The organism is Pseudomonas jinjuensis (genome assembly GCF_900103845.1).
In the GTDB taxonomy this organism is placed as follows: domain Bacteria; phylum Pseudomonadota; class Gammaproteobacteria; order Pseudomonadales; family Pseudomonadaceae; genus Pseudomonas; species Pseudomonas jinjuensis.
This window is the reverse complement of the sequence record NZ_FNIJ01000018.1, coordinates 82,006-107,857: the sequence shown is the minus strand read 5'-3', so window position 1 is coordinate 107,857 and position 25,852 is coordinate 82,006. Positions and strand designations below refer to the sequence as shown.

21 protein-coding genes are annotated in these 25,852 nt (G+C 67.8%); 12 read left to right on the top strand and 9 right to left on the bottom strand.

Features of this window, described 5'->3' with window-relative positions:
- Positions 1-34 precede the first annotated feature (34 nt).
- On the top strand, positions 35-499 hold the full coding sequence (gene bfr, locus BLR75_RS22235) for a bacterioferritin (protein WP_084313369.1): 465 nt from the start codon (positions 35-37) through the stop codon (positions 497-499).
- Between the two features lie 148 nt (positions 500-647).
- Here bfr and uvrA read toward each other — a convergent pair whose 3' ends face one another.
- Positions 648-3,485 (bottom strand): excinuclease ABC subunit UvrA, encoded by a 2,838-nt coding sequence (gene uvrA / locus BLR75_RS22230; protein ID WP_084313368.1) that lies wholly within the window; start codon positions 3,483-3,485, stop codon positions 648-650.
- A 201-nt stretch (positions 3,486-3,686) separates the two neighbouring features.
- On the opposite strand from uvrA, the gene BLR75_RS22225 reads away from it, so the two are divergent.
- Together BLR75_RS22225 and ssb are read left to right on the top strand one after the other, a co-directional pair.
- A complete protein-coding gene (locus BLR75_RS22225; RefSeq protein WP_084313367.1) occupies positions 3,687-5,075 on the top strand; it encodes an MFS transporter in 1,389 nt (462 codons plus the stop codon).
- Between the two features lie 18 nt (positions 5,076-5,093).
- Positions 5,094-5,582 (top strand): single-stranded DNA-binding protein, encoded by a 489-nt coding sequence (ssb, locus tag BLR75_RS22220; protein WP_084313366.1) that lies wholly within the window; start codon positions 5,094-5,096, stop codon positions 5,580-5,582.
- 334 nt (positions 5,583-5,916) lie between these two features.
- On the opposite strand, the gene BLR75_RS22215 is transcribed toward ssb, so the two are convergent.
- Entirely contained in the window at positions 5,917-7,248 is a 1,332-nt protein-coding gene (locus BLR75_RS22215; RefSeq protein WP_084313365.1) for an MFS transporter, read from the bottom strand.
- 290 nt (positions 7,249-7,538) lie between these two features.
- Here BLR75_RS22215 and BLR75_RS22205 point away from each other — a divergent pair, with 290 nt between their 5' ends.
- Positions 7,539-10,991, top strand: a complete 3,453-nt coding sequence (locus tag BLR75_RS22205; RefSeq protein WP_084313364.1) for a P-loop NTPase fold protein — start codon at positions 7,539-7,541, stop codon at positions 10,989-10,991.
- A 141-nt stretch (positions 10,992-11,132) separates the two neighbouring features.
- Here the strand turns inward: BLR75_RS22205 and BLR75_RS22200 are convergent, their stop codons facing one another.
- The 3 genes from BLR75_RS22200 to BLR75_RS22190 form a co-directional block, all read right to left on the bottom strand.
- Entirely contained in the window at positions 11,133-13,529 is a 2,397-nt protein-coding gene (locus BLR75_RS22200; protein ID WP_084313363.1) for a TonB-dependent siderophore receptor, read from the bottom strand.
- Positions 13,530-13,813: 284 nt separating this feature from the next.
- The gene (locus BLR75_RS22195; protein ID WP_084313362.1) at positions 13,814-14,797 is read right to left on the bottom strand and encodes a FecR domain-containing protein; all 984 of its coding nucleotides are present in this window, start codon (positions 14,795-14,797) and stop codon (positions 13,814-13,816) included.
- On the bottom strand, positions 14,794-15,294 hold the full coding sequence (locus BLR75_RS22190) for a sigma-70 family RNA polymerase sigma factor (protein WP_084313361.1): 501 nt from the start codon (positions 15,292-15,294) through the stop codon (positions 14,794-14,796). The genes BLR75_RS22195 and BLR75_RS22190 overlap by 4 nt, the downstream gene beginning before the upstream one ends.
- On the opposite strand from BLR75_RS22190, the gene BLR75_RS26580 reads away from it, so the two are divergent.
- Both BLR75_RS26580 and BLR75_RS22185 read left to right on the top strand, forming a co-directional pair.
- Positions 15,283-15,576 carry a hypothetical protein gene (locus BLR75_RS26580; protein WP_139207053.1) on the top strand — a complete coding sequence of 98 codons (294 nt, stop codon included), beginning with the start codon at positions 15,283-15,285 and terminating at the stop codon, positions 15,574-15,576. The genes BLR75_RS22190 and BLR75_RS26580 overlap by 12 nt on opposite strands.
- Before the next feature lie 277 nt (positions 15,577-15,853).
- Positions 15,854-16,942 carry a 3-deoxy-7-phosphoheptulonate synthase gene (locus tag BLR75_RS22185; RefSeq protein ID WP_084313360.1) on the top strand — a complete coding sequence of 363 codons (1,089 nt, stop codon included), beginning with the start codon at positions 15,854-15,856 and terminating at the stop codon, positions 16,940-16,942.
- A 31-nt stretch (positions 16,943-16,973) separates the two neighbouring features.
- Here the strand turns inward: BLR75_RS22185 and BLR75_RS26815 are convergent, their stop codons facing one another.
- On the bottom strand, positions 16,974-17,120 hold the full coding sequence (locus BLR75_RS26815) for a hypothetical protein (protein WP_169720274.1): 147 nt from the start codon (positions 17,118-17,120) through the stop codon (positions 16,974-16,976).
- A gap of 195 nt (positions 17,121-17,315) precedes the next feature.
- On the opposite strand from BLR75_RS26815, the gene BLR75_RS22180 reads away from it, so the two are divergent.
- Positions 17,316-17,699, top strand: coding sequence for a hypothetical protein (locus BLR75_RS22180; protein ID WP_281246563.1), 384 nt, complete (start codon positions 17,316-17,318; stop codon positions 17,697-17,699).
- 109 nt (positions 17,700-17,808) lie between these two features.
- On the opposite strand, the gene BLR75_RS22175 is transcribed toward BLR75_RS22180, so the two are convergent.
- The 3 genes from BLR75_RS22175 to BLR75_RS22165 all read right to left on the bottom strand — a co-directional run bounded on the left by BLR75_RS22175 (position 17,809) and on the right by BLR75_RS22165 (position 20,418).
- A complete protein-coding gene (locus BLR75_RS22175; protein ID WP_174688573.1) occupies positions 17,809-18,210 on the bottom strand; it encodes a hypothetical protein in 402 nt (133 codons plus the stop codon).
- Between the two features lie 56 nt (positions 18,211-18,266).
- A complete protein-coding gene (gene speB / locus BLR75_RS22170; protein WP_084313359.1) occupies positions 18,267-19,229 on the bottom strand; it encodes an agmatinase in 963 nt (320 codons plus the stop codon).
- Positions 19,230-19,335: 106 nt separating this feature from the next.
- The gene (locus BLR75_RS22165; RefSeq protein ID WP_084313358.1) at positions 19,336-20,418 is read right to left on the bottom strand and encodes a polyamine ABC transporter substrate-binding protein; all 1,083 of its coding nucleotides are present in this window, start codon (positions 20,416-20,418) and stop codon (positions 19,336-19,338) included.
- A gap of 121 nt (positions 20,419-20,539) precedes the next feature.
- Here BLR75_RS22165 and BLR75_RS22160 point away from each other — a divergent pair, with 121 nt between their 5' ends.
- From BLR75_RS22160 to accC, 5 genes are all read left to right on the top strand, one after another.
- The gene (locus tag BLR75_RS22160; RefSeq protein ID WP_084313357.1) at positions 20,540-21,451 is read left to right on the top strand and encodes a LysR family transcriptional regulator; all 912 of its coding nucleotides are present in this window, start codon (positions 20,540-20,542) and stop codon (positions 21,449-21,451) included.
- A 129-nt stretch (positions 21,452-21,580) separates the two neighbouring features.
- Positions 21,581-23,386, top strand: coding sequence for a protein-disulfide reductase DsbD (locus BLR75_RS22155; RefSeq protein WP_084313356.1), 1,806 nt, complete (start codon positions 21,581-21,583; stop codon positions 23,384-23,386).
- 155 nt (positions 23,387-23,541) lie between these two features.
- Positions 23,542-23,985: a type II 3-dehydroquinate dehydratase gene (gene aroQ, locus BLR75_RS22150; RefSeq protein ID WP_084313355.1), complete on the top strand. Its 444-nt coding sequence runs from the start codon at positions 23,542-23,544 to the stop codon at positions 23,983-23,985.
- A gap of 18 nt (positions 23,986-24,003) precedes the next feature.
- Positions 24,004-24,465 carry an acetyl-CoA carboxylase biotin carboxyl carrier protein gene (gene accB / locus BLR75_RS22145; RefSeq protein WP_084313354.1) on the top strand — a complete coding sequence of 154 codons (462 nt, stop codon included), beginning with the start codon at positions 24,004-24,006 and terminating at the stop codon, positions 24,463-24,465.
- A 17-nt stretch (positions 24,466-24,482) separates the two neighbouring features.
- The gene (gene accC / locus BLR75_RS22140) at positions 24,483-25,829 is read left to right on the top strand and encodes an acetyl-CoA carboxylase biotin carboxylase subunit (RefSeq protein WP_084313353.1); all 1,347 of its coding nucleotides are present in this window, start codon (positions 24,483-24,485) and stop codon (positions 25,827-25,829) included.
- Positions 25,830-25,852: the final 23 nt, after the last annotated feature.

Here is a 25,852-nt window from a genome sequence, read left to right as displayed (position 1 = left end):
TGAAATGATTTTCTGTCCGACGGGGAGACCAGACATGAAAGGGCAAGCCGAAGTCATCGATTACCTGAACACACTGCTCGGTGGCGAACTGGCCGCCCGCGACCAGTATTTCATCCATTCGCGCATGTATCTGGACTGGGGTTTCGACAAGCTGTTCCAGCGCATCGACCATGAAATGGCGGAAGAAACCCAGCATGCCGACGTGCTGATCCGCCGCATCCTGCTGCTTGAAGGCGCGCCGGACATGCGCCCCGAGCCGCTGAATACCGGCGCTTCGGTGCCGGAAATGCTGCGCAACGACCTCGAGCTGGAACGCAAGGTGCGCAAGGCGCTGTGCAAGGGCATCGCCCTGTGCGAGAGCCATGGCGACTTCATCAGCCGCGACCTGCTCCGCGCACAGCTGGCGGATACAGAGGAAGACCATGCCTACTGGCTGGAGCAGCAGCTCGGCCTGATCGACAAGATGGGGCTGGAGAACTACCTGCAGTCGCAGATCTGATTTGCGGCTCTTGTAGGCGCGAGCTTGCTCGCGAACCGCCTGATACCGGAGTCGCCGGGAAACTCCGTTCGCGAGCAAGCCCGCTCCTGCGAAAAGCAAGAAGCCCCTGCGCTGAATGGCGACAGGGGCTTTTCAATGCCGGCGCGGATCAGGCCCGATCCCGCTCCAGCAGCGGCTTGAGGAAACGCCCGGTGTGGGAATGCTCCATCTCGGCGACTTCCTCCGGCGTGCCGGTGGCGATGATCTGGCCGCCCTTGGAGCCGCCTTCCGGCCCGAGGTCGACCAGCCAGTCGGCGGTCTTGATCACGTCCAGGTTGTGCTCGATCACCACCACGGTGTTGCCGTGGTCGCGCAGTCGGTGCAGCACGTCGAGCAGTTGCTGGATGTCGGCGAAGTGCAGGCCGGTGGTCGGTTCGTCGAGGATATACAGGGTCTTGCCGGTGTCGCGCTTGGACAGCTCGCGGGACAGCTTGACCCGCTGCGCCTCGCCGCCGGATAGGGTGGTCGCCGACTGGCCCAGGCGGATGTAGGACAGCCCCACGTCGATCAGCGTCTGCAGCTTGCGCGCCACCGCCGGCACCGCGTCGAAGAACTCCCGCGCCTCCTCGATGGTCATTTCCAGCACCTCGTGGATGCTCTTGCCCTTGTAGCGGATCTCCAGGGTCTCGCGGTTGTAACGCTTGCCCTTGCAGACGTCGCAGGGCACATAGATATCCGGCAGGAAGTGCATCTCCACCTTGATCACGCCGTCGCCCTGGCAGGCTTCGCAGCGGCCGCCCTTGACGTTGAAGGAGAAGCGCCCCGGGCCGTAGCCGCGCGAACGCGCTTCCGGCACGCCGGAGAACAGCTCGCGGATCGGCGTGAACAGCCCGGTGTAGGTCGCGGGATTCGAACGCGGGGTGCGGCCGATCGGGCTCTGGTCGATGTCGACCACCTTGTCCAGATGCTGCAGGCCGTCGAAGGAATCGTGGGCCGCGGTCTCCAGGCTGGTGGCGCCGTTCAGCGCGGTGGCGGTGATCGGGAACAGGGTGTTGTTGATCAGCGTCGACTTGCCCGAGCCGGACACGCCGGTGACGCAGGTGAACAGCCCCACCGGGAGTTCCAGGTTGACGCTCTGCAGGTTGTTGCCGCGCGCGCCTTTCAGCTTGAGCAGCGTCTTCCGGTTGCGCGGTGTGCGCTTGGCCGGCACGGCGATCTTCTTGCGCCCGGACAGGTACTTGCCGGTCAGCGAGTCGGGATGGTTCATCACCTCATCGGGCGTGCCCTCGGCGACGATCCGGCCGCCATGCACGCCGGCGCCGGGGCCGATGTCGACCACGTAGTCGGCGAGGCGGATGGCGTCCTCGTCGTGCTCGACCACGATCACCGTGTTGCCGAGGTTGCGCAGGTGGGTGAGGGTCGCCAGCAGGCGCTCGTTGTCGCGCTGGTGCAGGCCGATGGACGGCTCGTCGAGGATGTACATGACGCCCACCAGGCCGGCGCCGATCTGGCTGGCCAGGCGGATGCGCTGCGCCTCGCCGCCGGACAGGGTGTCGGCGCTGCGGTCGAGGGTCAGGTAGTCGAGGCCGACGTTGACCAGGAACTGCAGGCGCTCGCGGATTTCCTTGAGGATCTTCGCCGCGATCTCGCCGCGGCGGCCGGTCAGGCTGAGGCCGGCGGCGTAGTCGCAGGCGGCGCCGACCGGCATCGCGGTGACCGCCGGCAGGGTCCTGTCGCCGACCCACACGTGGCGCGCCTCGCGGCGCAGGCGGGTGCCGTGGCAGTCCGGGCAGGGCTGGGTGCTGAGGAACTTGGCCAGCTCCTCGCGCACGGTGGCCGACTCGGTCTCGCGGTAGCGGCGCTCCAGGTTCGGCAGGATGCCCTCGAACGGGTGCGCGCGCTTGACGATGTCGCCGCGGTCGTTGAGGTAGCGGAAGTCGACGTTCTCCCGGCCCGAGCCGAACAGCACGGACTTCTGGTGCTCGGCGGACAGCTCGTCGAACGGCTCCTCCAGGCTGAAGCCGTAGTGCTGGGCCAGCGAGCCGAGCATCTGGAAGTAGTAGACGTTGCGCCGGTCCCAGCCGCGGATCGCGCCTTCGGCCAGGGTCAGCTCGCCATTGACCACCCGCCGCGCGTCGAAGAACTGCTTCACGCCGAGGCCATCGCAGGTCGGGCAGGCGCCGGCCGGGTTGTTGAAGGAGAACAGCTTGGGTTCCAGCTCGCTGATCGAGTGGCCACAGACCGGGCAGGCGAAGCGCGCGGAGAAGATGATTTCCTCGACGGCTTCCTCGCCGTCCATCGGAGCGATCAGGGCGATGCCATCGGCCAGATTGATCGCCGTCTCGAAGGATTCGGCCAGGCGCTGCTGCAGGTCGGCGCGGACCTTGAAGCGGTCCACCACCACGTCGATGGAATGCTTCTTCTGCTTGTCGAGCTTGGGCAGCTCGTCCAGTTCGTAGAGCTTGCCGTTCACCCGCGCGCGGACGAAGCCCTGGGCGCGCATCTCGTCGAACACCGCCAGGTGCTCGCCCTTGCGCTCGCGGATGATCGGTGCGAGCAACATCAGCTTGCTGCCCTCGGGCAGCGCCAGCACCTGGTCGACCATCTGGCTGACGGTCTGCGCCTCCAGCGGGATGTCGTGGTCCGGGCAGCGCGGGATGCCGACGCGGGCGTAGAGCAGGCGCAGGTAGTCGTAGATCTCGGTGATGGTGCCGACGGTGGAGCGCGGGTTGTGCGAAGTGGACTTCTGCTCGATGGAGATCGCCGGGGACAGCCCTTCGATGGTGTCGACGTCGGGCTTTTCCATCATCGACAGGAACTGCCGGGCGTAGGCCGAGAGGGATTCCACGTAGCGCCGCTGGCCCTCGGCGTAAAGGGTGTCGAAGGCCAGGGAAGACTTGCCGGAGCCGGACAGGCCGGTGATCACGATCAGCTTGTCGCGCGGCAGGGTCAGGTCGATGTTCTTCAGGTTGTGGGTACGTGCCCCACGGATGAGGATCTTGTCCACAGCGGCCTCGCATGGCGGGCGAAAACCGCTGAGTATACGGGGCGCCGACGCTGCGCGGCAAAGTGGCGCGACTGTGCCGTGAAGGGCGAGGGCTGCTAGAATGCCCGGCTATTTTGGCGCCGAACGCGCCGGCCACCCGGGAGCGGGTGGTGACGCCCAGGCGGGGCATGAGGCCCGCCGCAGCCTTCCCACGAGGGACCTATGCACGATACCCACACTGAGCGCATGAGCGGCACCGAGACGCGCGCGGCCGTCGGCCTGTCGCTGGTCTTCGCCTTCCGCATGCTCGGCATGTTCATGGTGCTGCCGGTACTGGCGACCTACGGCCAGGACCTGGCCGGCTCGACCCCGGCCCTGATCGGCCTGGCGATCGGCGCCTACGGTCTGACCCAGGCCATCCTGCAGATCCCCTTCGGCACCATTTCCGACCGCATCGGCCGGCGTCCGGTGATCGTCGTCGGCCTGCTGATCTTCGCCGCCGGCGCCGCGCTGGCGGCCAGCGCCGACTCCATCTGGGGCGTGATCGCCGGCCGTGTGCTGCAGGGCGCCGGGGCGATCTCGGCGGCGGTGATGGCGATGCTTTCCGACCTCACCCGCGAACAGCACCGCACCAAGGCGATGGCGATGATCGGCATGAGCATCGGCGTGTCCTTCGCCGTGGCCATGGTGCTCGGCCCGGTGCTCACCCACCTGTTCGGTCTGCACGGGCTGTTCTGGTTCACCTCCGGCATGGCGCTGGTCGGCCTGCTGCTGATCCTGTTCATGGTGCCGAAGGCGGACCACCCGCTGCACCACCTGGAATCCAGCGTGGCCAGGGAGTCGCTGCTGCCGACCCTGAAGAACGCCGACCTGCTGCGCCTCGACGTCGGCATCCTGGTGCTCCACGCGATCCTCATGGCCAGCTTCGTCGCCCTGCCGCTGGCACTGGTCGAGCGCGCCGGGCTGCCCAAGGAGCAGCACTGGTGGGTCTACCTGACCGCGCTGCTGGTGGGCTTCTTCGGCATGGTGCCGTTCATCATCTACGCCGAGAAGAAGCGTCGCATGAAGCGCGTGCTGATCGGTGCGGTGGCGACCCTGATGATCGCCGAGCTGCTGTTCCTCGAACTTGGCAACAGCGTCGCCGGGCTGGTGTTCGGCGCGGTGGTGTTCTTCACCGCCTTCAACCTGCTGGAAGCCTCGCTGCCCTCGCTGGTGAGCAAGGTCGCGCCGGCCGGCGGCAAGGGCACGGCGATGGGCGTGTATTCCACCAGCCAGTTCCTCGGCGCCGCGCTGGGCGGCATCGTCGGTGGCTGGATGTACCAGCACGGCGGCCTCGACGGGGTGTTCATCGGTTGTGCGCTGCTCGCCGCCCTCTGGTTGGCGATTGCTGTTACCATGCGCGAACCGCCGTATGTGACCAGCGTCCGCCTGCCTCTGTCCGCCGAGGCCCTGCGCGATGCGGCGCTGGCCGAGCGTTTCAGGGCGCTGCCCGGTGTGGCAGACGTCATGGTGGTGGTCGAGGAGGCCGCCGCCTATGTCAAAGTAGATACCCAACAAGTGGATCGCACATCCCTGGAGCGTCTGGCGCAAGCCGCTCCGGCGATGTGTTGAGTCTTTTAGGAGATAGTCATGGCCCGTGGGGTTAACAAAGTCATTCTGGTTGGCAACGTCGGTGGTGACCCGGAAACCCGCTACATGCCCAACGGCAACGCGGTGACCAACATCACCCTGGCCACCAGCGAGAGCTGGAAGGACAAGCAGACCGGCCAGCAGCAGGAACGCACCGAATGGCACCGTGTGGTGTTCTTCGGCCGCCTGGCGGAAATCGCCGGCGAATACCTGCGCAAGGGTTCGCAGGTCTACGTCGAAGGCAGCCTGCGCACCCGCAAGTGGCAGGGCCAGGATGGTCAGGACCGCTACACCACCGAGATCGTGGTGGACATCAACGGCAACATGCAGCTGCTCGGCGGCCGTCCCTCCGGCGACGACGCCCCGCGCGCGCCGCGTGAGCCGCAGCAACAGCGTCCGCAGCAGGTCCAGCGCCCGGCGCCGCAACAGGCTCCGGCTCCGCAGCCGCAGCAGGACTACGACAGCTTCGACGACGACATTCCGTTCTGAGTCCAGGCGTCACGAAAAAGGCCCCGCATTTGCGGGGCCTTTTGTTTGGTTCGCGGATTACTGGGGTAAATCCGTAGGGCCCGTTCGGACGCGGGGCGTCGGGGGCTGCTCTTCGTAGGAGCCAGCTTGCTGGCGATCGATGTGCCAACCGGCTGCTTGGGTGGCGCCGGTAACTTTTGGATCGCCAGCAAGCTGGCTCCTACAGGGATAGTGTTCTGGCCGAGCCATGGGGGCGCACCCACGGTGGGTTGCACCCGCCCGGTTTGGGCAAAAAAAGATTCCTCGCGGGGATTCCGTCGCGCCCGGTGGTGTTCGCCGGCCGGGCGTGCAGCGGTCAGTGCGGGCGCTTGCGCAGGCGCTCGGCCGGGATGCCCAGCAGCAGGATCAGCGCGCCGACCACCAGCACCACGGCGATCATGTCGAAGGCCACGTAGAGGCTGCCGGTGGCGGTCTTGATCGCGCCGACGGCGATCTGGCTGACCACTCCGGCGCTGCCGCCGATGCAGCTGATCGCAGCGATGCCGCCGGCGGCGATGCCCGGGCTGAGCAGGGCCGGCGGAATGGTCCAGAACAGCGGGATGGCGGACAGCGCCGCGGCCGAGCCGATGGTCATGAGGATCACCGCCGGCACCAGGTGGCCCTGCACGAAGCCCAGGGCGAAGAAGCACGCGGCGCTCACCAGGATGGTCGCGGCCAGGTGCCAGCGGCGTTCCTGGCGCTTGTCCGAGCTGCGGCCGAGCAGGTACATGCCGACCAGCGCGAGGGCGAAGGGCAGGGCGGAGATCATGCCGATGGTCCGCATGTCCTCCAGGCCGAAACCGCGGATCAGGCTCGGCATCCAGTACGACACGGTGTTCGAGCCGCTGTAGATGCAGAAGAACACCAGGCCCGCCAGGTAGACGCTCGGCTGGCGCAGGACGTCGATGAAGCGGCCGTGGCCGGTGTGGCTGTGATGCTCCTGGGCGAGCAGGTCGCGGATGGCGGTCTTTTCCTCGTCGTTCAGCCACTTGGCGTGTTCCGGCCGGTCGGTCAGCCAGAACCAGCCGAACAGGCCGAGCGCCACCGCCGGCAGGCCGGTGACGACGAACAGCATCTGCCAGTCCTTCATGCCGAGCACGCCGTGCAGGTGGGTCATGATGGTGCCGGCGAGCGGGCCGGTGACGATCCCGGCGACCGTGCCCGACATCAGGAACACCGCGGTGATCCGCCCGCGCAGCTCGGAGGGGAACCAGTAGGTGAGATAGAGGATCACGCCGGGGAAGAAGCCGGCCTCGGCGATGCCGAGCAGGAAGCGCGCGGCGATCAGCTGGTTCGGCGTGGTGACGAAGGCGGTGCCGACGGTGACCAGCCCCCACAGCACCATGATCCGGGTCAGGGTGACGCGGGCGCCGACCCGCTGCATGTACAGGTTGCTGGGAATCTCGAAGAGGATGTAGGCCAGGTAGAAGGCGCCGACGCCGATGCCGTAGGCGGCGTCGGTCAGGGCGATGTCCTCGCCCATGCGCAGCTTGGCGAAGGAGACGTTGAGGCGGTCGATGGCGTTGATGGTGTAGGCCACGATCAGGAACGGCATCAGCCGCCAGACCACCTTGGCATAGGTGGCCTTCATCGACTGGGCGGTGGGCGCCGTCGTCGAAGGTAGGAATTGCTCTGCAGCGTGGGACATGCGGGTGACTCCTGCTGGCCGGGGCCAGTTTGTTTTTATTGTCGTGCAGGGATGGAGCGTTCCCGGGACGGGCACCGGCCAGGGCCGGAGGGCACTGCCGCACCGGCGGACCGCTGTGGCCCGTTCGCTCCCCATCGGGGGAGAGTACGCGGCGGCGGCTTCAGATCGACCACCCGGGCCGGGTGGGCAGATGTGACTATTTATTTGCAGTCGGCGCGCCGACACGCTGCTTTGACCGCTTCGCGCAGCCCGTCTAGCGTCAGGGGAAGAGGCGCTGCGAGGATCACGGAATGCGGGCGGCGACGACCAAGCAGGCGAGCCCGGGGCTGCGTCTGCCGGGGCGGGCGATCGCCCTGGTGGTGGCGCCGCTATGGCTGGTCGCGGTGACCCTCGCCGGCTTCGGCCAGTCGCCCTGGCCCGATCCTTTCGCCCCGCCGGCCTTTCTCTCCCTCGACTGGTGGCGCCATCCGCTGGAACGGCACGCTGCCCTGCGCCTGCCGGTGGTCGGCGGAGTGCTCAACGGCCTGCATGTGGATGCGGCCGGACGGAATATCTGGGCCGTCGGCAGCGACGGGCTGATCCTGCATTCGGCCGACGGCGGCGAACACTGGCTGCAGCAGATCCTTCCCGCACCGACACAGACGCCGCAGGCTCCCCGGCAGCAGCAGCAGCAGCAGCAGCAGCAGCAGCAGCAGCAGCAGCAGCAGCAGCAGCAGCAACAGCAACAGCAACAGCAACAGCAACAGCCGTACGAACCCCCTCCGCCGCCGGAGCCACAGGGCAAGGAGTCGGCCAAGGCGGCCGGCTGGTCGCTGATTCCGGCGGCGCAGGCGGCGATCCAGCCGGAGCCCGGGCCGCTGGAAAAGGGCGGCGACACGGCACCACAGCCGCAGGTACAGCCGAATGCGCCGGCGCAGGTCCGGCAGCCTGAAACACCTCCAGCGCAAGCGCGCGGACCGAATCTGCAGTCGGTGTTCTTCCTGAAGGACAACCGGCGCGGCTGGGCGGTGGGCGACGGCGGCAGCTTCTTCTCGACCACCGATGGCGGTGCCAGCTGGGGCGAGGGACTGCCTGAGCGCGCCGTCGAATTCGGCGAAGTCTTCTACCAGCGTTATGGTCGGGAAGACTGGCTGGCGATTGGCTATGACGAAGCGGGGGAGGGCTGGTTGGTCAGCCGTGCGGGACTGGTGATGCGCTGGGACGGAAACGCCGGATGGGAAGAGTTCCTGATCCTGCCGTCGGCGCTGCTGGATGTGGCGCTGGACCCCGAAAACGCGACCCTGGCATGTCTCTGGAGCGATGGCCGGCTGCGTATCGGGCGCAATGGCGGCGCCAACTGGAGCGTGGACAGCGTGCAGGTTCCTGACGCCGAACACATCGCCCTCACCGGCGGCGGAATCATCCTGATGACCCGCAGCGGCGACCTCTACGGCTACAGCGGCGGCGATTCGTCGTTGCGCGACATGTCCAGCCTGCGCAGCCCGGATTTCCGCCTGCCGATCCGCGCTTTAGAGGAGCGCGCCGGCGCGCTGTTCCTGATCGCCGAGCGGAGTTCCATCGGCCGCCAGGACCTCCAGGCCACCCAGGACCGGCTGCAGGGCTTCCGCTGGCTGACCCAGCCGCCACAGGGCCTGCTGCACGACGTGCGCATCGGCGCCGACGGCAATGGCACGGCCAGCGGCCACGCCGGCCAGCGCTACCTGACCCGCGACGGCGGCCGCAGTTGGGCGCCGGACGGCCCCGGCTACGCGCGCTATCCGGCGCCCTGGGTGTGGCTCGGCTGGCTGGCCGGCTTCGTCGCCCTCGGTGTAGCAGCCCTGCGCCCGCCGCCGACGCCGACCACGGGCATCGACGAAACCATCGCCGATGCCTTCGCCTCCGACCGCCCGCTGGCCGCCGTGCGCGAGGATCGCCTGGACTTCGCCCCGCGCGCCTGGGGCCTGTCCGCCTTCCTGCGCAACGAGCGCACCGAGGCGCCGCTGACCATCGCCATCACCGGCGACTGGGGCAGCGGCAAGAGTTCGCTGATGGGCCTGCTGCGCGAGGACCTGGCGCGCTTCGGCGTGCGCAGCGTGTGGTTCAACGCCTGGCACCACCAGAAGGAGGAGGCGCTGCTCGCCGCGCTGCTGGCCGCCATCCGCGACCAGGCGATCCCCGGCTGGCTGCACTACGAGGGCCTGACCTACCGCCTGCGCCTGCTGTGGATTCGCGGCCGGCGCTACTGGCTGCTGTCGCTGCTGGTCGCCTTCATCATCGGACTGCTGCTGACCTACCCGCTGAGCGCCCTGCACGGCTGGCTGGCGCTGGTCGGCGACGTTGGCCGTCTGCTGCTCGGCGAGGCGAAGGACGCACCGGCGGAAGGCGACCTGCTCGACCACCTGCGCACCGTCGGGCTGACCGCCGGGGTGCTGGCGCCGCTGGTGACCGCGCTGCTGCGCCTGCGCGCCTTCGGTGTCGATCCCGGGGCGCTGGTGGCGTCGCTTTCGAATCGTGCCTCGGTGCGCGACCTCGGCGTGCAGGCCAGCTTCCGCCAACGCTTCGCCGTCGAGTTCGGCGAAGTCACCGCGGCGCTGGAGCCGCGCAACATGCTGGTGATGATCGACGACCTCGACCGCTGCCGCCCGGAAGCGATGCTGGAGGTGATGGAGGCGGTGAATTTCCTGGTCTCCTCGGGGCGGGTGTTCGTGGTGCTGGGCATGGCCCGCGAGCGGGTCGAGGCCTGCGTCGGCCTGGCCTTCGAGAAGGTCGCGCAGGAAATGGTCGGCAGCGCGACCGCCGGCAGCCACGAGAACGACGCCGAGCGGGCGCGCCAGGTGCGCCGCGAATACGCCCGGCAGTACCTGGAGAAGCTGATCAACATCGAGGTGCCGATGCCGCAGCTCGACCCGCAGGCGAGCAGCCGCCTGCAGGACGAGGCGCCGCCGGCGAAGGGCTTCGAGTGGCCGCTGTGGCTGGTCCGTCTGCTGCACCTGTGGCCGCTGGCGCTGCTGCTCTGCGTGGGCTTCCTCGGCGCCCTGCTGGGCGACTGGCTGCCGACGCCGGAAAGCCGCGAAGCGCTGGCCATCGTGGCGCAGTCCCCGACCGCTCCGGGCGCGCCCGCCGATTCCACCCGCGAGACGCCGACCGGGGCGGACGAATCGGCCGCTGCCTATTTCGCCAGCGCATCGGAGAGGCTGGAGGCGCGGGCGCTGCCCTACGGCCTGGCGCTCGCCGCGCTGACCCTGGCCCTGCTGCTGCTCGCCGTGCTGCGCCGGCCGGACCCGGTGGTGAAGGATTCCCCGGCCTTCCGCCAGGCGCTGGCGATCTGGAATCCGGTGGTCGCGGCGGCCCTGCGCACGCCACGGGCGGTCAAGCGCTACCAGAACTGGGTGCGCTACCTGGCGATGATGCAGCGCGCCGGGCAGCGCGCGCCGACGCTCTGGGAAACCCTGCGGCACAGCGTGCTGCGCTGGCTGGGAGGCGCCGAAGAGGGCACCGGCAGCGGCACCCCCTCGGACAATTCGCCGGAGCTGGTCGCCCTCGGCGCGCTGGAACGTGTGCTGCCGGGTGGCGTCGCTGACGAGGACATCACGGTCCAGGTCGGGAGAGTCGCGCCCGCGGAGCTGCATGCGCAGGTCCGGCATGCGCTGGCCGCTCATGCCGCGGCTTTCGAGGCGGGACGCCTGCAGGACCTGTTGCCGCGCTTCCGCCAACTCACCCGCGGCGTGCGCATGGAGCCGCCGCCCGCCGGCGGATCGTCCTGAGCAACTGTCTTTACGCCACGGCCAACGGCTGGTGTAGGGCGAATGAAGCGGAACGCTTCATCCGCCGATAAGGCCACGCCGATGGGATGGCGGATAACGCTGGCGCGTTATGCGCCCTGCCTGGATGGTCCTGCGGAACCGTCAGAACTGGTAGTTCACCGTCGCGGTGACGTTGCGCTTCTCGCCGAAGTAGCAGAAGTCCAGGCTGTAGCAGGAGGCGACGTAGTCCTCGTCCAGCAGGTTGTTGGCGTTGAGGCTGACATCCAGGCCCTTCAGCCCGACCCGGCCCAGGTCATAGCCGATGCGCGCATCGAGCAGCGTGTAGTCCGGCACGTGCAGGGTGTTCTCCTTGTCCGCCCAGGTCTCGCCGACATAGCGCGCGCCGCCACCGACGCTCAGGCCGTCCAGCGGGCCGGCATTGAAGAAGTAGTCGGCCCAGACCGAGGCCATGTGCTTCGGCGCCTGGTTCGGCGTGTTGCCCTGGTTGCCGTCCAGCGACTTGCTGTAGGTGATGTCGGTGTAGGTGTAGCTGCCGAGCAGCTTGAGGTTGTCGGTCGCCTGTACGTGCGCTTCCAGTTCCACGCCCTTGGAGGTCACTTCGCCGACCGAGGTGAAGAAGTTGTCCTGCGGCTCCTTGGAGGCGACGTTCTCCTGGGTGATGTGGAACAGCGAGACGGTGTACAGGCTGCGGCCGTCCTCCGGCTGGAACTTCAGGCCGGTTTCCCACTGCTTGCCCTCGGTGGGCGCCAGCGGCTGGCCGCTGGCGTCGGAGAAGGCGTTCGGGTTGAACGACTCGGAGTAGCTGACATACGGCGCCACGCCGTTGTCGAACAGGTACAGCGCGCCGACGCGGCCGGTGAACTTCTCCCAGTCGTCGTCGCTCTTGCCGCCGGTGCTGCGGTTCTCGTCCGAGACGTCCACCCAGTCCTGGCGGATGCCGAGGGAGAAGCGCCAGCGGTCGAGGTCGATCAGGTCCTGCATGTACAGGCCGGTCTGCTCCAGGCGGCGGGTGTGGTTGTCGTCGGGGAAGAAGGTGATGGCGGTGTTGCCGTACACCGGGTCGAACGCATCGATCGGCGCCAGCATGCCGGAAGTCCAGTCCACCGAGGTGCGGCGGCGCTGGTAGTCGAGGCCGGTGAGCAGGGTGTGGCGCGCCGCGCCGGTATCGAATTCGGCCTGCACCATGTTGTCGATGATGTACGCCTCGAGATGCTCGCTGGCGCCGGAGAAGTAGCGGTTCAGGGTGTTCTGGTCCGGCGCGGTCCAGCCGTAGCCGTAGACCTGGGCGAGATCGACGTCGGAGTCGAGGTAGCGGAAGTTCTGCCGCGCGGTCCAGACGTCGTCGAAGCGGTGCTCCAACTGGTAGCCGAACATGCGCTGGGTGCGGTCGAAGTCGTCCAGGCTCGGCTCGCCCTCGAAGAAGTCGCGGGAGATGCGCCGGCCGTTGTGGTGGAACAGCGAGCCGTCGGCCGGCACGCCGCTGTGGTAGCCGCCGTTCGGATCGTGCTGCAGGTAGCCCTGGAGGGTCAGGGTGGTGTCGTCGGAGAAGTCGATGGCCAGGCTCGGGGCGATGGCGTAACGCTCTTCCTTCGTATGGTCGACCTGGGTGTCGGCGCCCTTGCCGAGGCCGATCAGTCGGTAGGCGATGCGCTTCTCCTCGTCCAGCGGGCCGCTGAAGTCGAAGCCGAGGGACTTCTGGTCCATGTTGCCGACGGTCGCGCTGACCTGGTGGAAGTCCTCGTACAGCGGCTTCTTGCTGGTCAGCGCCACCAGGCCGCCGGGCAGGCTGCGGCCGTAGAGCACCGAGGACGGGCCCTTGAGCACGTCGATGCGTTCGAGGAAGAACGGGTCGACCTGCATCGAGCTGAAGGTGCCGCTGTCGCCCATGGTCTTCAGGCCGTCGAGGTAGATGTTGTCGACGCTGTTGTCGGCGAAGCCGCGCATCACCACGTAGTCGTAGCGGTTCGACGCGCCGACCTGGCCGGTGAAGATGCCGGGGGTGTAGCGCATGGCCTGCTGCACGGTGCGCGAACCCTGGTCGTCGATCTGTTCGCGGGTGATCACCGAGACGCTCTGCGAGGTTTCCAGCAGCGACTTGCTGGTCTTGGTGGCGATCTGGCTGTGGGTGGCGAGATAGCCGTCGGTGCTGCCCAGCGCGTTGCCGAGGGCGAACACCTCGCTGGACGGCATCGCCAGCACATCCTTCGGCGCGGCGTTGCGCAGCACGTAGCTGCCGTCGCCCTGGCCCTCGGCCTCCAGCGGCGAATCGGCGAGCAGGCGCGCCAGGCCCTGGTCCACCGTGAAGGTGCCGTTCAGCCCCGGCGAGTTCAGGCCGCGGGTCTGCTCCGGGGTAGCCGAGAGGGTGATCCCGGCGGCACGGGCGAACTGGTTCAGCACCTCGCCCAGCGGCCCGGCGGGAATCGCGTAGGCGCGGCTGGCGGTAACGCTGGCGGCATCCGCGGCCACGGCGGCGAGCGGCATGGCGCAGCCAAGGGCGACGCAGAGCAGGGCGGCGGGGAAGGGGTGTGTTGCTGTCATGAAAGGGTCCGTAGGCGAGGGGGATTCGAAGGGGTTTGTCCTCCTTGCCGGGCGAGGTCGGGAAACCCGACAAAAAATCTTCACGTCCATGGTTCCCACGCTCCAGCGTGGTAACGATCAAACCTTGTAGGAGCGCGCCATGCGCGCGACCCCGGCGCCCCCGGCGGCGCCTGCGGCTGTCGCGGGCATGGACTAGGCGTCCCCGCCCGTCCTACAGGTTCGGCGGAGACCGTTGTGGGTAGGGCGCCTAACGCCCCAGCGTTATCCGCCGTGGCTCATCGGAATCAGGCCCAGCCTTCCACCGTCACCCACCAATCCGTCCTGCGCATCACCCGCACCGGCAATGTCTGGGGCAGCAGGGCGAGGAGCTTGTCGGTATCGTCCAGACGGAACACCCCGGACAGCCGCAGGTCGGCGACTTCCTTCGCGCAGCCGAGATGCCCATGACGGTAGCGCGCGATTTCGCCGAGGAAGTCGGCCAGGCGCATGTCGCGGGTGACGATCAGGCCCTCGGCCCAGGCGCCGCTATCCATGTCCGGCTGCTGCGCCAGGCGCGCGCCGTGGGGATCGACCGCGTAGCTCTGCCCGGCCTCGGCGACCGCCACGCTGTGACCGAGGCCCAGCGGTGCGATGGCCACCGCGCCCTGGCTGACGCTGAGGCGGGTGCTGTCCGCGTCCTGGCGCACCACGAAGCGCGTGCCGAGCGCCTCGAACAGCCCGTCGCGGCCAAGTACGCGCAGCGGGCGGCGCGGATCGCCGGCGCTGTTGACGAGGATCTCGCCGCGCTCCAACACCAGCAGGCGCTGGCGCTCGTCGAAGCGCAGGTTCACCGCGCTGTCGGTGTTCAGCTGCAGTTCGCTGCCGTCGGCCAGGGTCACCCGGCGACGTTCGCCGACGCCGGTGCCGTAGTCGGCCAGCATGCGCTGCCAGGGCGCGATGTCGCGGCTCAGCCACAGCGCCGAGCCACCGACCGCGAAGGTCGACAGCAGCTTCAGCGCCTGCCGCCGACGCAGGCGCTGGCTGGCGTTTTCCAGGGTGTCCAGCGCCACGCGAGCGGTGGGCACGGCGTGGAAACCGTTCTGCAGCTCCTGGTTCAGGCCGGTGACCCGCTGCCAGGCGGTTTCATGGTCGTGATGGGCGGCGCGCCAGCGTTCGCAGGCGGCATGCAGTTCGCGGTCGGGGCTGTTCTGCAGGCGCAGCATCCACTGGATCGCCTGCTTGACCACCCGGGCCTCCGGCGTGCCGCCGGCCAGCGTCGCGCGGCTCATTCGGCGTAGCGCAGCTGGTAGCAGTGGTACAGCGCGTCGGCCACGTAGCGCTCCACCGAGCGGATCGACACGCCGAGGTGCTCGGCGATCTGCGCATGGGGCAGGCCCTCGCACTGGGCGAGGAGGAAGGCCGTGCGCACCTTCGGCTTCAGGCCGTCGAGCATGCGCGCGATGCTTTCCAGCAGTTCCAGCACCAGTTCGCGGGTTTCCACCGAAGGCGTTTCCGCTTCCGGCAGATGGGCGATGGATTCCAGGTAGGCGCGCTCCAGTTCCTCGCGGCGCCAGTGGTCGATCACCAGGCCACGGGCGACGGTGCGCAGGAAGGCGCGCGGGGTGCGCAGCTCCAGCAGGTCGGACCTGAGCAGCAGACGCAGGAAAGTATCCTGCGCCAGGTCGGCGGCATCGGCGGCGTTGCCCAGCTTGCTGCGCAGCCAGCCGTGCAGCCAGCCATGGTGCTCGCGATAGAGCGCCTGGACGGAAAGGGTGTGGGACGACATGAGGGGGCGCCGCAGGAATTGTTGTTAAATGATAATTTATCTCATTTTCAACAGCGTTCGATCGTTTTGCAAGTGGATGTTGCCGGCGCGATTGAAAAGTCCTGCCGCCTTGCAGTAAGGTCCATGCATTCACGGAGTAAAACCGAAATGCCGCACAGCCTTTCCAGCCAACTGCTCGCCCGTTCCAGCGCCGTCCGCGCTGCGGCCGCTCGTGCGCAGCTGCTGGCCGTTGCGGCCGGTTATTACTTTTACGGGTATTGGTTTAGCCACAGGCGCGCCTGATACCCCACAGGCGCCCTAGCAAAGCAGGGTCGCCAACCAGACAGTTTCAGAGAACCCCGGTCGGCAACCCGACCGGGGTTTTTGTTTTTCCGGCTCACAAGGCCAGACGCAATCAACCGAGGATCGAAACATGACCGCTTATTCCACCTATTACGCCTATTACCGCAGTTACGCCTGGCGATTTAGCACGGTTGCCGCCACCGCCCCGAGTCGATCGAAACGAACACTTAGATAGCGCGCCGCGTAGCCTTAGCTGCGTGGGCCAAGGATGCCCCCAATGAATTCTTCCGCTTCCGCCCTGATCCGCCCGCAGACCGCCGAACTCCTCGATCTGCCGCTGCAATCCTCCCGTCGCCGCGAACAGCCGCTGCCGACGCCCGCCGAACTTCGCCAGCGCCTGCCCCTGAGCGCCGCCATGGCCGCCCGCGTGCAGCACCAGCGCCAGGCCATCCGCGCCGTGCTCGATGGCCGCGATCCACGCCTGCTGGTGGTGGTCGGTCCCTGTTCCCTGCATGACTCCGAAGCCGCCCTCGACTACGCCCGCCGCCTCGCCGAACTGGCGCCGCAGGTGGACGACCAGTTGCTGCTGGTAATGCGCGCCTACGTGGAAAAACCGCGCACCACCGTCGGCTGGAAGGGCCTGGTGTACGACCCGCACCTCGACGGCAGCGGCGACATGGCCGCCGGCCTCGCCCTGTCGCGCCGGCTGATGCTGGACCTGCTCGGTCTCGGCCTGCCGGTGGCGACCGAACTGCTGCAACCGCTGGTGGCCGGCTATCTGGACGACCTGCTCGGCTGGGCGGCGATCGGCGCGCGCACCAGCGAATCCCAGGTGCACCGCGAGATGGTCAGCGGCCTGGACCTGCCGGTCGGCTTCAAGAACGGCACCGACGGCAGCGTCGGCATCGCCAGCGACGCCATGCGCTCGGCGGCGCACCCGCACCAGCATTTCGGCATCGACGCCCTCGGCCGTCCGTCGCTGGTGCAGACCCAGGGCAACCCGGACACCCACCTGGTCCTGCGCGGCGGCCATTCCGGGCCGAACCACGATGCGCAAAGCGTGCGCGTCGCCCGCGAGGCGCTGCAGCGGCAGGGCATCGCCGTACGGATCATGGTCGACTGCAGCCACGCCAACAGCGGCAAGGACCCGCTGCGCCAGCCGGCGGTGCTGGAAAGCGTGATCGACCAGCGCCTGGCCGGCGACGACTCGCTGCGCGGGGTGATGCTGGAGAGCCACCTGTTCGATGGCTGCCAGCCGCTGCAGGGCGAACTGCGCTACGGCGTATCGATCACCGACGGCTGCCTGGGCTGGAGCGGAACGGAGCGGATGCTGCGCGAGGCGGCGGAGCGGTTGCGGCGGGGGTAGGGCGCATGAGGCCTCGGCGTTAGCCGCCGCCTCAGGGCACGCGCAGTCCGGAGACGGCGGCCGGCGACGGCCGCTGGGCATCCAGGCGCGCCTTCTCGTGCGCCTCCAGGGCGAAATGCCCGCCCAGGATGGCGGCGAGCAGGACGACGAGAATCAGCAGCGGAGCGATCTTCTGCATGATGCGGCCTCCTCGGATACGCTTCCCATTGGTTAACGCTAGCCGGTGGACGTCAGGACTGCCTCGTCCGTTCGGATTAATCGATCCATTACTCCGGATCGTCGGAAGCGTCCCTGCCGCTCATCGTGGCCAGCATTGCGGGTGGCACCCGGTGGCCGGGAAAATCCACGGCTCTCCAATGATTTCGATGGGTGGATGATGAAATACCGGAAGCTCGCTCTGGTTGGTGTCGCGGTTCTGCTGAGCGCCTGCGGCAAGGAAGCGGATGTCTGCGCCGGCTCCGACGTGAAGGACCAGTTGGTCAAGGTGTTCACCGACGGCCCGCTGGCCGGCCACGTTTCGGCGCTGAAGCAGAGCGAACTGCGGGACGTGGCGATCATCGAGAAGGACCCCGACAGCGGCGTACTGGCGTGCGTCGGCACCCTGAGCGTGCCGGTGGGCGACAAGCGGGTCGAGGGCATCCTGCAATACCGCATCGCCCCGGTGGCCGAGTCCGACTACGACTACCTGCTGCTGGACGCCAACGCGGAACGGGCGTCGGCGCTGGCGGGGCGGATCCAGCAGGCGTTCAGGAAGTGAGATTGCCGTTGTAGGTGGGCCATGCGTGCGATTTTTGTCGCGGGCATGGCCCGCTCCTACAGGGAGCCATCCGCGTAGGGCATAACGCGCCAGTGTTGTCCACCGTGCCTCACGCATCCCGAAGCAGGTCATGCGCATCGAGCAGGCGCCAGGCGATTTCCGGGCGTTTCTCCAGGCCCCGGCGGATCGCCGCCGGGATCGCCTGGCGGGTCTTGCGGCACATGCCGGGCAGTTCGGCGATCTCGATCTCGATGCCGCGCATGCTGCGCACCTCGTTGAAGCCCGGGGCGACGTGCAGGCGGATGCCCACTTGCTCGTACATCCGCCGCTGCATGTGTTCGAGGTCGGCGAGGCTCTGGATGTTTTCCAGCCGTTCGAGCAGGCGCCGTTCCTCCTGGCGGGTCAGCAGGAGGATGCGCAGGTCGGCGCCGGGCGCGTTCATCAGCAGTTCGCGGTTGCAGATGCAGGCGCCGGGCGGGCAGGGCTGGCGGAGCGGCAGGCTGGCGTTCATGACTCTCGATCATAGCGAGGCGCGATCCGTCCTGCCTGCCGGCTGTCGCGTCGGCCTCAGCGTTCGCCCAGCTTGTGCCGCGCGGCGTACAGGCAAACCATCTCCATCGCCAGGGTGGCGCCGGCCAGCGCGGTGATCTCGGCGTTGTCGTAGGGCGGCGCGACTTCCACCAGGTCCATGCCGACCAGGTTGATGCCGCGCAGGCCATGGATGATTTCCAGCGCCTGGTTCGAGCTCAGCCCGCCGCAGACCGGCGTGCCGGTGCCGGGGGCGAAGGCCGGGTCGAGGCAGTCGATGTCGAAGGTCAGGTACACCGGATGGTCGCCGACCCGCGCGCGGATCGCCTCGGCGATGCTTTCCGGGCCGCGCCTGTGCACTTCCCGCGCGTCCAGTACCTGGAAGCCCATCACGTCGTCGTTGGTGGTGCGCAGGCCGATCTGCACCGAGCGCGCCGGGTCGACCAGCCCCTCGCGGGCGGCGTGGTAGAACATGGTGCCGTGGTCGATGCGCTGCACGTCCTCGTCCGGCCAGGTGTCGCTGTGCGCGTCGAAGTGGATCAGCGACAGCGGGCCGTGCTTCTTCGCGTGGGCCTTGAGCAGCGGGTAGCTGATGAAATGGTCGCCGCCGAGGGTGAGCATGCCGCAGCCGGCAGCGAGAATCCGTTCCGCATGCGCCTCGATGGCCGCCGGGGTCAGCTGCGGCTGGCCGTGGTCGAAATCGCAGTCGCCGTGGTCGATCACCGCCAGGTGGTCGAACGGATCGAACTCCCAGGGGTAGTGCCGGGCCCAGGCCATCTGCACCGAGGCGGCGCGGATGGCGCGCGGGCCGAAGCGGCTGCCGGGGCGGTTGCTGGTGGCGGTGTCGAACGGCACGCCGCTGACCACCAGGTCGACGCCGCGCAGGTCGCGGCTGTAGCGGCGGCGCATGAAGCTGGTGACGCCGGCGTAGGTGGCTTCCGCAGCGGTGCCGTAGAGGCTGTCGCGGGTGATCGCCTGGTCGTTGTCGTAGGCCTGGTCCATATCGTCCTCATCTTTTTATTGGGTCCCCGCGTTCGCGGGGAAGACGGTGTTTCATCGTTCCCACGCTTCCGCGTGGGAATGCATCCGTGGACGCTCCCGCGTCCGTTCACCCGCGCCGGGTACGAAACGCCGACCACAACCGCGTCCGCTCGCGCTGCTGCTTGAGCGTCTGCACCTGCTCGCCGAACAGCTTCTGGCGCACTGCCTGCGGCGGGTAGATGTCCGGATCGCCGGCTACCGCGGCATCCAGCAGCGGCTGGGCCTTCAGGTTGGCGTTGGCGAAGTACAGGGTGTTGGTCAGCTCGGCGATGGATTCCGGGCGCAGCATGAAATCGATGAACTTGCGCGCGGCCTCGGGGTGCGGGGCGTCGACCGGGATGGCCATGGTGTCGAACCAGATCAGCGTGCCCTCGCGGGGTATCCGGTAGATCACCTGGTACGGCTTGTGCGCGCTCTGCGCCTGGCTGGCGGCCATCAGCGCGTCGCCGGTGTAGGTGAGAGCGATGCATACCTGGCCGTTGGCCAGGTCGTTGATGTGCTGGGCGGTCGCCACGTAGCGCACGTGGGGTTGCAGCTCGGCGAGCAACTGGCGGACCTGGTCCAGGTCGGCCTTGTCGCTGCTGTAGGGGTTCTTGCCGAGGTAGTTGAGGGCGATGCTCACCACTTCCTGCGGCGAGTCGAGGATGGCGATGCCGCAGTCGGCGAGCTTGCTGGCGTATTCCGGCTTGAACAGCAGGTCGAGGCTGTCCAGCGGCGCGTTGGGGATGCGCTTTTCCACCGCCTCGCGGTTGATCCCCAGGCCGACGGTGCCCCAGGTGTAGGGCACGCCATAGCGGTTGCCGGGGTCGACGCTGGCGAGCTTGGCCAGCAGTTCGGGATCGAGATTGGCGAAGTTCTTCAGCTGCGCGGTGTCCACCGGCTGCACCGCCCTGGCCTGGATCGCCCGGGCCAGGCCGCTGCTGGCCGGGAACACCAGGTCGTAGCCGCTGCCGCCGGTGAGCAGCTTGCTGTCCAGCACTTCGGCGCTGTCGAAGGTGTCGTAGCGGACCTTGATGCCGGTTTCTGCCTGGAAGCGTTTCAGTGCCTCCGTCCCGACGTAGTCGGCCCAGTTGTACAGGTTCAGCACCTGCTCCTGCGCCTGCAGGGGCAGCGCCACGGCGAGCAGGCCCGCCAGGAATAACGCACGCATGGTTGGTCGCCTCACGCTGGATTGTTCTTGTGGGGACGAGCATGCCGCGGGTTTCACTTTGCAAAAATACAAAGTCAATTACATTGGCATTGTCGAATTCCAATGTTTGAGGCCGCTCGCCATGTTGAGCCAACTGCGTGACATCGATCTGCAACTGCTGCGGCTGTTCGTCACCGTGGTCGAGTGCGGCGGTTTCAGCGCCGCCCAGGGCGAGCTCGGGCTCAGCCAGCCGAGTATCAGCATCCAGATGGCGCGGCTGGAAACCCGTCTCGGCTACCGCCTGTGCGAACGCGGCAAGGGCGGCTTCCGCCTGACGCCCAAGGGCGAGCAGCTGCTGCAGGCGACGCGGCGGCTGTTCGTCGCCATCGAGGGATTCCGCCAGGAAGCCAGTGGCGTGGCCGACAAGCTGCTTGGCGAGGTGCGCATCGGCCTGTCCGAGGCGCTGGACGAATCCGTGCTGGCGCGGATCGCCGACGCCATCGGCCGCTTCCGCCGGCGCAACGAGGCGGTGACCTTGGAACTACTCACCGTCATGCCCGCCGAGCTGGAGCGCCAACTGCTGCAGGACCGCTTGCACCTGGCGGTCGGCTATTTCGCTGGGACCCAGGCGGCGCTGCAGCACGAGACGCTGTTCGTCGAGCAGCAGGCGCTCTACTGCGGCGCCGGCCACCCGCTGTTCCAGCGGCCGCGCGCGGACCGCGAGGCGATCGCCGGGGCCGACCAGGTGCACCATCCCTATCGCTTCATCGCCGCCGACGAGCCGCTGCAGGCCCGCCACAGCAGCGCGCGCAGCGAGCAGGTCGACGGCACCCTGGCGTTCGTCCTGTCCGGCCGCCATATCGGCTACCTGCCGCGGCACATCGCCGAACCCTGGGTCGCCCGCGGCCGGCTGCGCGCCCTGCAGGAAGGCGAGCTGAGCTTCGAGGTGCGCTTCAGCCTGGCCCGCCATCGCGGCCGGCAGGCGGGCGAGGCGGAGGAAGCCTTCGTCGCCGATCTGCTGGCGGCCTTCGGCAGAACGTCTCCTGCGACCTGATGCCGCAGTCCGACACCCGCGAGACGAACCGTTTCGCTCAGCTTTTGTCACACAAGCCGCGGCGCCGGGACGGCCCAGTCCCGGAGCTTTCCGCTATCATGCGGCCATCCCACTGATCGCGAGTTCTCCATGCGCCGCCTGCTGACCCTGCTCCTGTTCCTGGTCGCCTTGCCCGCCAGCGCTGGCCTTTTCGACAAAGTCCCGGACAGCCCGATCGGCTCGGTGCAGACGACCCAGGGCAAGTTCCTGCCGGTGGCCGAGGCCTTCCGCCTGAGCGTGGAGGAGAGCAGCAGCCAGCAGGTGCGCCTGCGCTTCGTCAATGCCGACGGCTACTACCTGTACCGCCACCGCCTGAAATTCCAGACCGACCCCGCGGACATTGGCGTGGGCGAGGTGCAGCTGCCGCCGGGCAAGAAGCACCACGACGAGTATTTCGGCGACAGCGAGGTGTACTACGCGATCACCGACATCGTGGTGCCGCTGAACAACCCGCAGAAGCGCCCGCTGACGCTGGTCGTCACCTACCAGGGCTGCGCCGACAAGGGCCTCTGCTATGCGCCCGAGACCGCCCGCGTGCAGATCGCCGACGGCGTTCCGGCGACCGTCGTCAGCGGCCCGGCCAGGGCCCAGGCGCAGCCGGCGGCGAACGGCGCGGCGAGCCTCGGGGGGCTGGACAAGGGCGTGCTGTTCTTCTTCCTCGCCGGCCTCGGCCTGACCTTCACGCCCTGCGTGCTGCCGATGCTGCCGATCCTTTCCGGCGTGGTCCTGCGCGGCCGTCCGGGCGGGCTGCGCGGCTTCACCCTGTCGCTGGCCTACGTGCTGCCGATGGCGCTCTGCTATGCAGTGCTCGGCGCGCTGATGGGCATGTTCGGCGCCCAGCTCAACCTGCAGGCGATGCTGCAGTCGCCCTGGGTGCTGGTGCCGTTCGCGGCGTTCTTCGCGCTGTTCGCCGTGGCCATGTTCGGCGTCTTCGAGCTGCGCCTGCCGGCCTTCGTCCGCGACCGCCTCGACCAGATGGCTTCCGGCACCCGCGGCGGTTCCATCGCCGGCGCGGCGACCCTCGGCGTGCTATCCAGCCTGCTGGTTTCGCCCTGCGTGTCGGCGCCGCTGGCCGGGCTGCTCCTCTATATCAGCAGCACCGGCGATGCCCTCGGCGGCGGCCTGAAGCTGTTCGCCCTCGGCCTCGGCATGGGCACGCCGCTGGTGATCTTCGGCGCCGGTGGTGGTGCATTGCTGCCCCGGGGTGGTGCATGGATGGCCACGGTGCGCAATTTCTTCGGCGTGCTGCTGCTGGCGGTGGCGATCTGGCTGCTCGAACGGGTGGTCTCCGGGCCGGTGTCGCTGACCCTCTGGGGCGCCCTGGCCGCCGGCGTCGCCATCGCCCTCGGCACCCTAGAACTGGGCACGAAGCGGCCGCTGCAGCGCGCCGGCCAGTTGCTCGGCCTGATGTTCCTGGTCTACGCGGTGGCGGCCTGGACCGGCGCGCTACGCGGCGAATCCGACCCGCTGCATCCGCTGGGGCGCTCGGCGCCGTCGCTGCATGCGGGGCCCTCGGCAGCGGTGCCGGGGGAGTGGAGCAACATCACCACCCCGGCGCAGCTCGACGGCGCCCTGGCCGAGGCGCGGGCGGCCGGCAAGCCGGTATTGCTCGACTGGTACGCGGACTGGTGCATCAGTTGCAAGGTCATCGAGCGCCAGGTGCTGCCGGCCGAGGAAGTGCAGTCGCGGCTGGCCGGCTACCGGCTGCTGCGTTTCGACATGACCGCCAGCACCCAGGAACAGCGCAGCCTGCTGGATCGCTACAACCTGTTCGGGCCGCCCGCGCTGCTGTTCTTCTCCGCCCAGGGTGACGAATTGAGCGATCTGCGCATCATCGGTGAAACCGATTCGGCGACCCTGGCCGGGCATCTGGCCCAGGCCAACGCGCGCCGCTGATCGGCTCGTTACAGCGCATGGCAACACAACTGCCGTAATTGGCAGGCAATATGCTGTCATCTTCTGCAAAACTGGCATGACTGGACAGTCAGTTCGTGTTTCCGGCATAGTCCCCGGCCAGCCTTCCACCAGCCGAATCCAACAAGAGAAACCAGATGGCGACCTTACTGGTATTGCACGGGCCGAATCTCAACCTGCTGGGCACCCGCGAGCCCGGCGTCTACGGCTCGGTCACCCTCGACCAGATCAACCAGGACCTGGAGCGCCGCGCCCGCGAGGCCGGCCATCACCTGCAGTACCTGCAGAGCAACGCGGAGTACGAATTGATCGACCGCATCCATGCCGCGCGCGGCGAGGGTGTGGACTTCATCATCATCAATCCGGCGGCTTTCACGCATACAAGTGTCGCCCTACGTGACGCATTGCTCGCGGTGAGCATCCCATTCATCGAAGTGCACCTGTCCAACGTGCACAAGCGAGAACCTTTCCGACATCACTCCTACTTCTCCGACGTGGCGGTAGGGGTGATTTGCGGTCTGGGTGCCACAGGCTACCGCCTGGCCCTGGAATCCGCCCTTGAACAACTTGAACGCCCGTGACCTGTGGGAGCGAAGCTAATGGACATCCGTAAAGTCAAGAAACTGATCGAACTGCTCGAAGAATCCGGTATCGACGAGCTGGAAATCCGCGAAGGCGAAGAGTCGGTACGCATCAGCCGCCACAGCAAGACCGCTGCCCAGCCGGTTTACGCTGCCGCTCCCGCCTACGCCCCGGCTCCTGCCGCCGCCGCTCCGGTTGCCGCTGCTGCCGCTCCGGCCGCCGAAGCTGCCCCGGCCGCGCTGAACGGCCACGTGGTGCGTTCGCCGATGGTCGGCACCTTCTACCGCTCGCCGTCGCCGAGCTCGCCGTCCTTCGTCGAAGTCGGCCAGTCGGTGAAGAAGGGCGACATCCTCTGCATCGTCGAAGCGATGAAGATGATGAACCACATCGAAGCCGAAACCAGCGGCACCATTACTGCAATCCTCGTGGAAAACGGTCAGCCGGTTGAATTCGACCAGCCGATGTTCACCATCGCTTGAGGCACAGGGAGTTCCCGATGCTGGAAAAAGTGCTGATCGCCAACCGTGGCGAAATCGCGCTGCGCATCCTGCGCGCGTGCAAGGAGCTCGGGATCAAGACGGTGGCCGTTCACTCCACCGCCGATCGCGAGCTGATGCATCTGTCGCTGGCCGACGAAGCGGTGTGCATCGGCCCGGCCCCGGCCGGCCAGTCCTACCTGCACATCCCGGCGATCATCGCCGCCGCTGAAGTCACCGGTGCCAATGGCATTCACCCGGGTTACGGCTTCCTGGCCGAGAACGCCGACTTCGCCGAGCAGGTCGAGCGCTCGGGCTTCACCTTCATCGGCCCGACCGCCGATGTGATCCGCCTGATGGGCGACAAGGTGTCCGCCAAGGACGCCATGAAGCGCGCCGGCGTCCCGACCGTTCCGGGCTCCGACGGCCCGCTGCCGGAGGACGAGGAAACCGCCCTGGCGATCGCCCGCGAGGTCGGCTACCCGGTGATCATCAAGGCCGCCGGTGGCGGCGGTGGTCGCGGCATGCGCGTCGTGCATGACGAGGAAGACCTGATCAAGTCGGCCAAGCTGACCCGCACCGAAGCCGGCGCGGCGTTCGGCAACTCCATGGTCTACCTGGAGAAGTTCCTGACCAACCCGCGTCACGTGGAAGTGCAGGTCCTCTCCGACGGCCAGGGCAACGCCATCCACCTCGGCGACCGCGACTGCTCCCTGCAGCGCCGTCACCAGAAGGTGCTGGAAGAAGCGCCGGCCCCGGGCATCGACGAGCAGGCCCGCCAGGAAGTGCTGGAACGCTGCGTCCAGGCGTGCATCGAGATCGGCTACCGTGGCGCCGGCACCTTCGAGTTCCTCTACGAGAACGGCCGCTTCTACTTCATCGAGATGAACACCCGCGTGCAGGTGGAGCATCCGGTGTCGGAGATGGTCACCGGCATCGACATCGTCAAGGAAATGCTGCGCATCGCTTCCGGCCAGAAGCTGTCGATCCGCCAGGAGGACGTGGTCATCCGCGGCCACGCCCTGGAATGCCGGATCAACGCCGAAGACCCGCGCACCTTCATGCCGAGCCCCGGCAAGATCAAGCATTTCCATGCCCCGGGCGGCAACGGCGTGCGTGTCGACTCGCACCTGTACAGCGGCTACGCGGTTCCGCCGAACTACGATTCGCTGATCGGCAAGGTCATCGCCTACGGCAAGGATCGCGACGAAGCCCTGGCGCGCATGCGCAACGCCCTGGACGAGCTGATCGTCGACGGCATCAAGACCAACACCGAGCTGCACAAGGACCTCGTCCGCGACAAGGAATTCTGCAAGGGCGGTGTGAACATCCATTACCTGGAAAAGAAACTCGGCATGAGTCACTGACCCCAAGCCGATAAGAGCGCTGA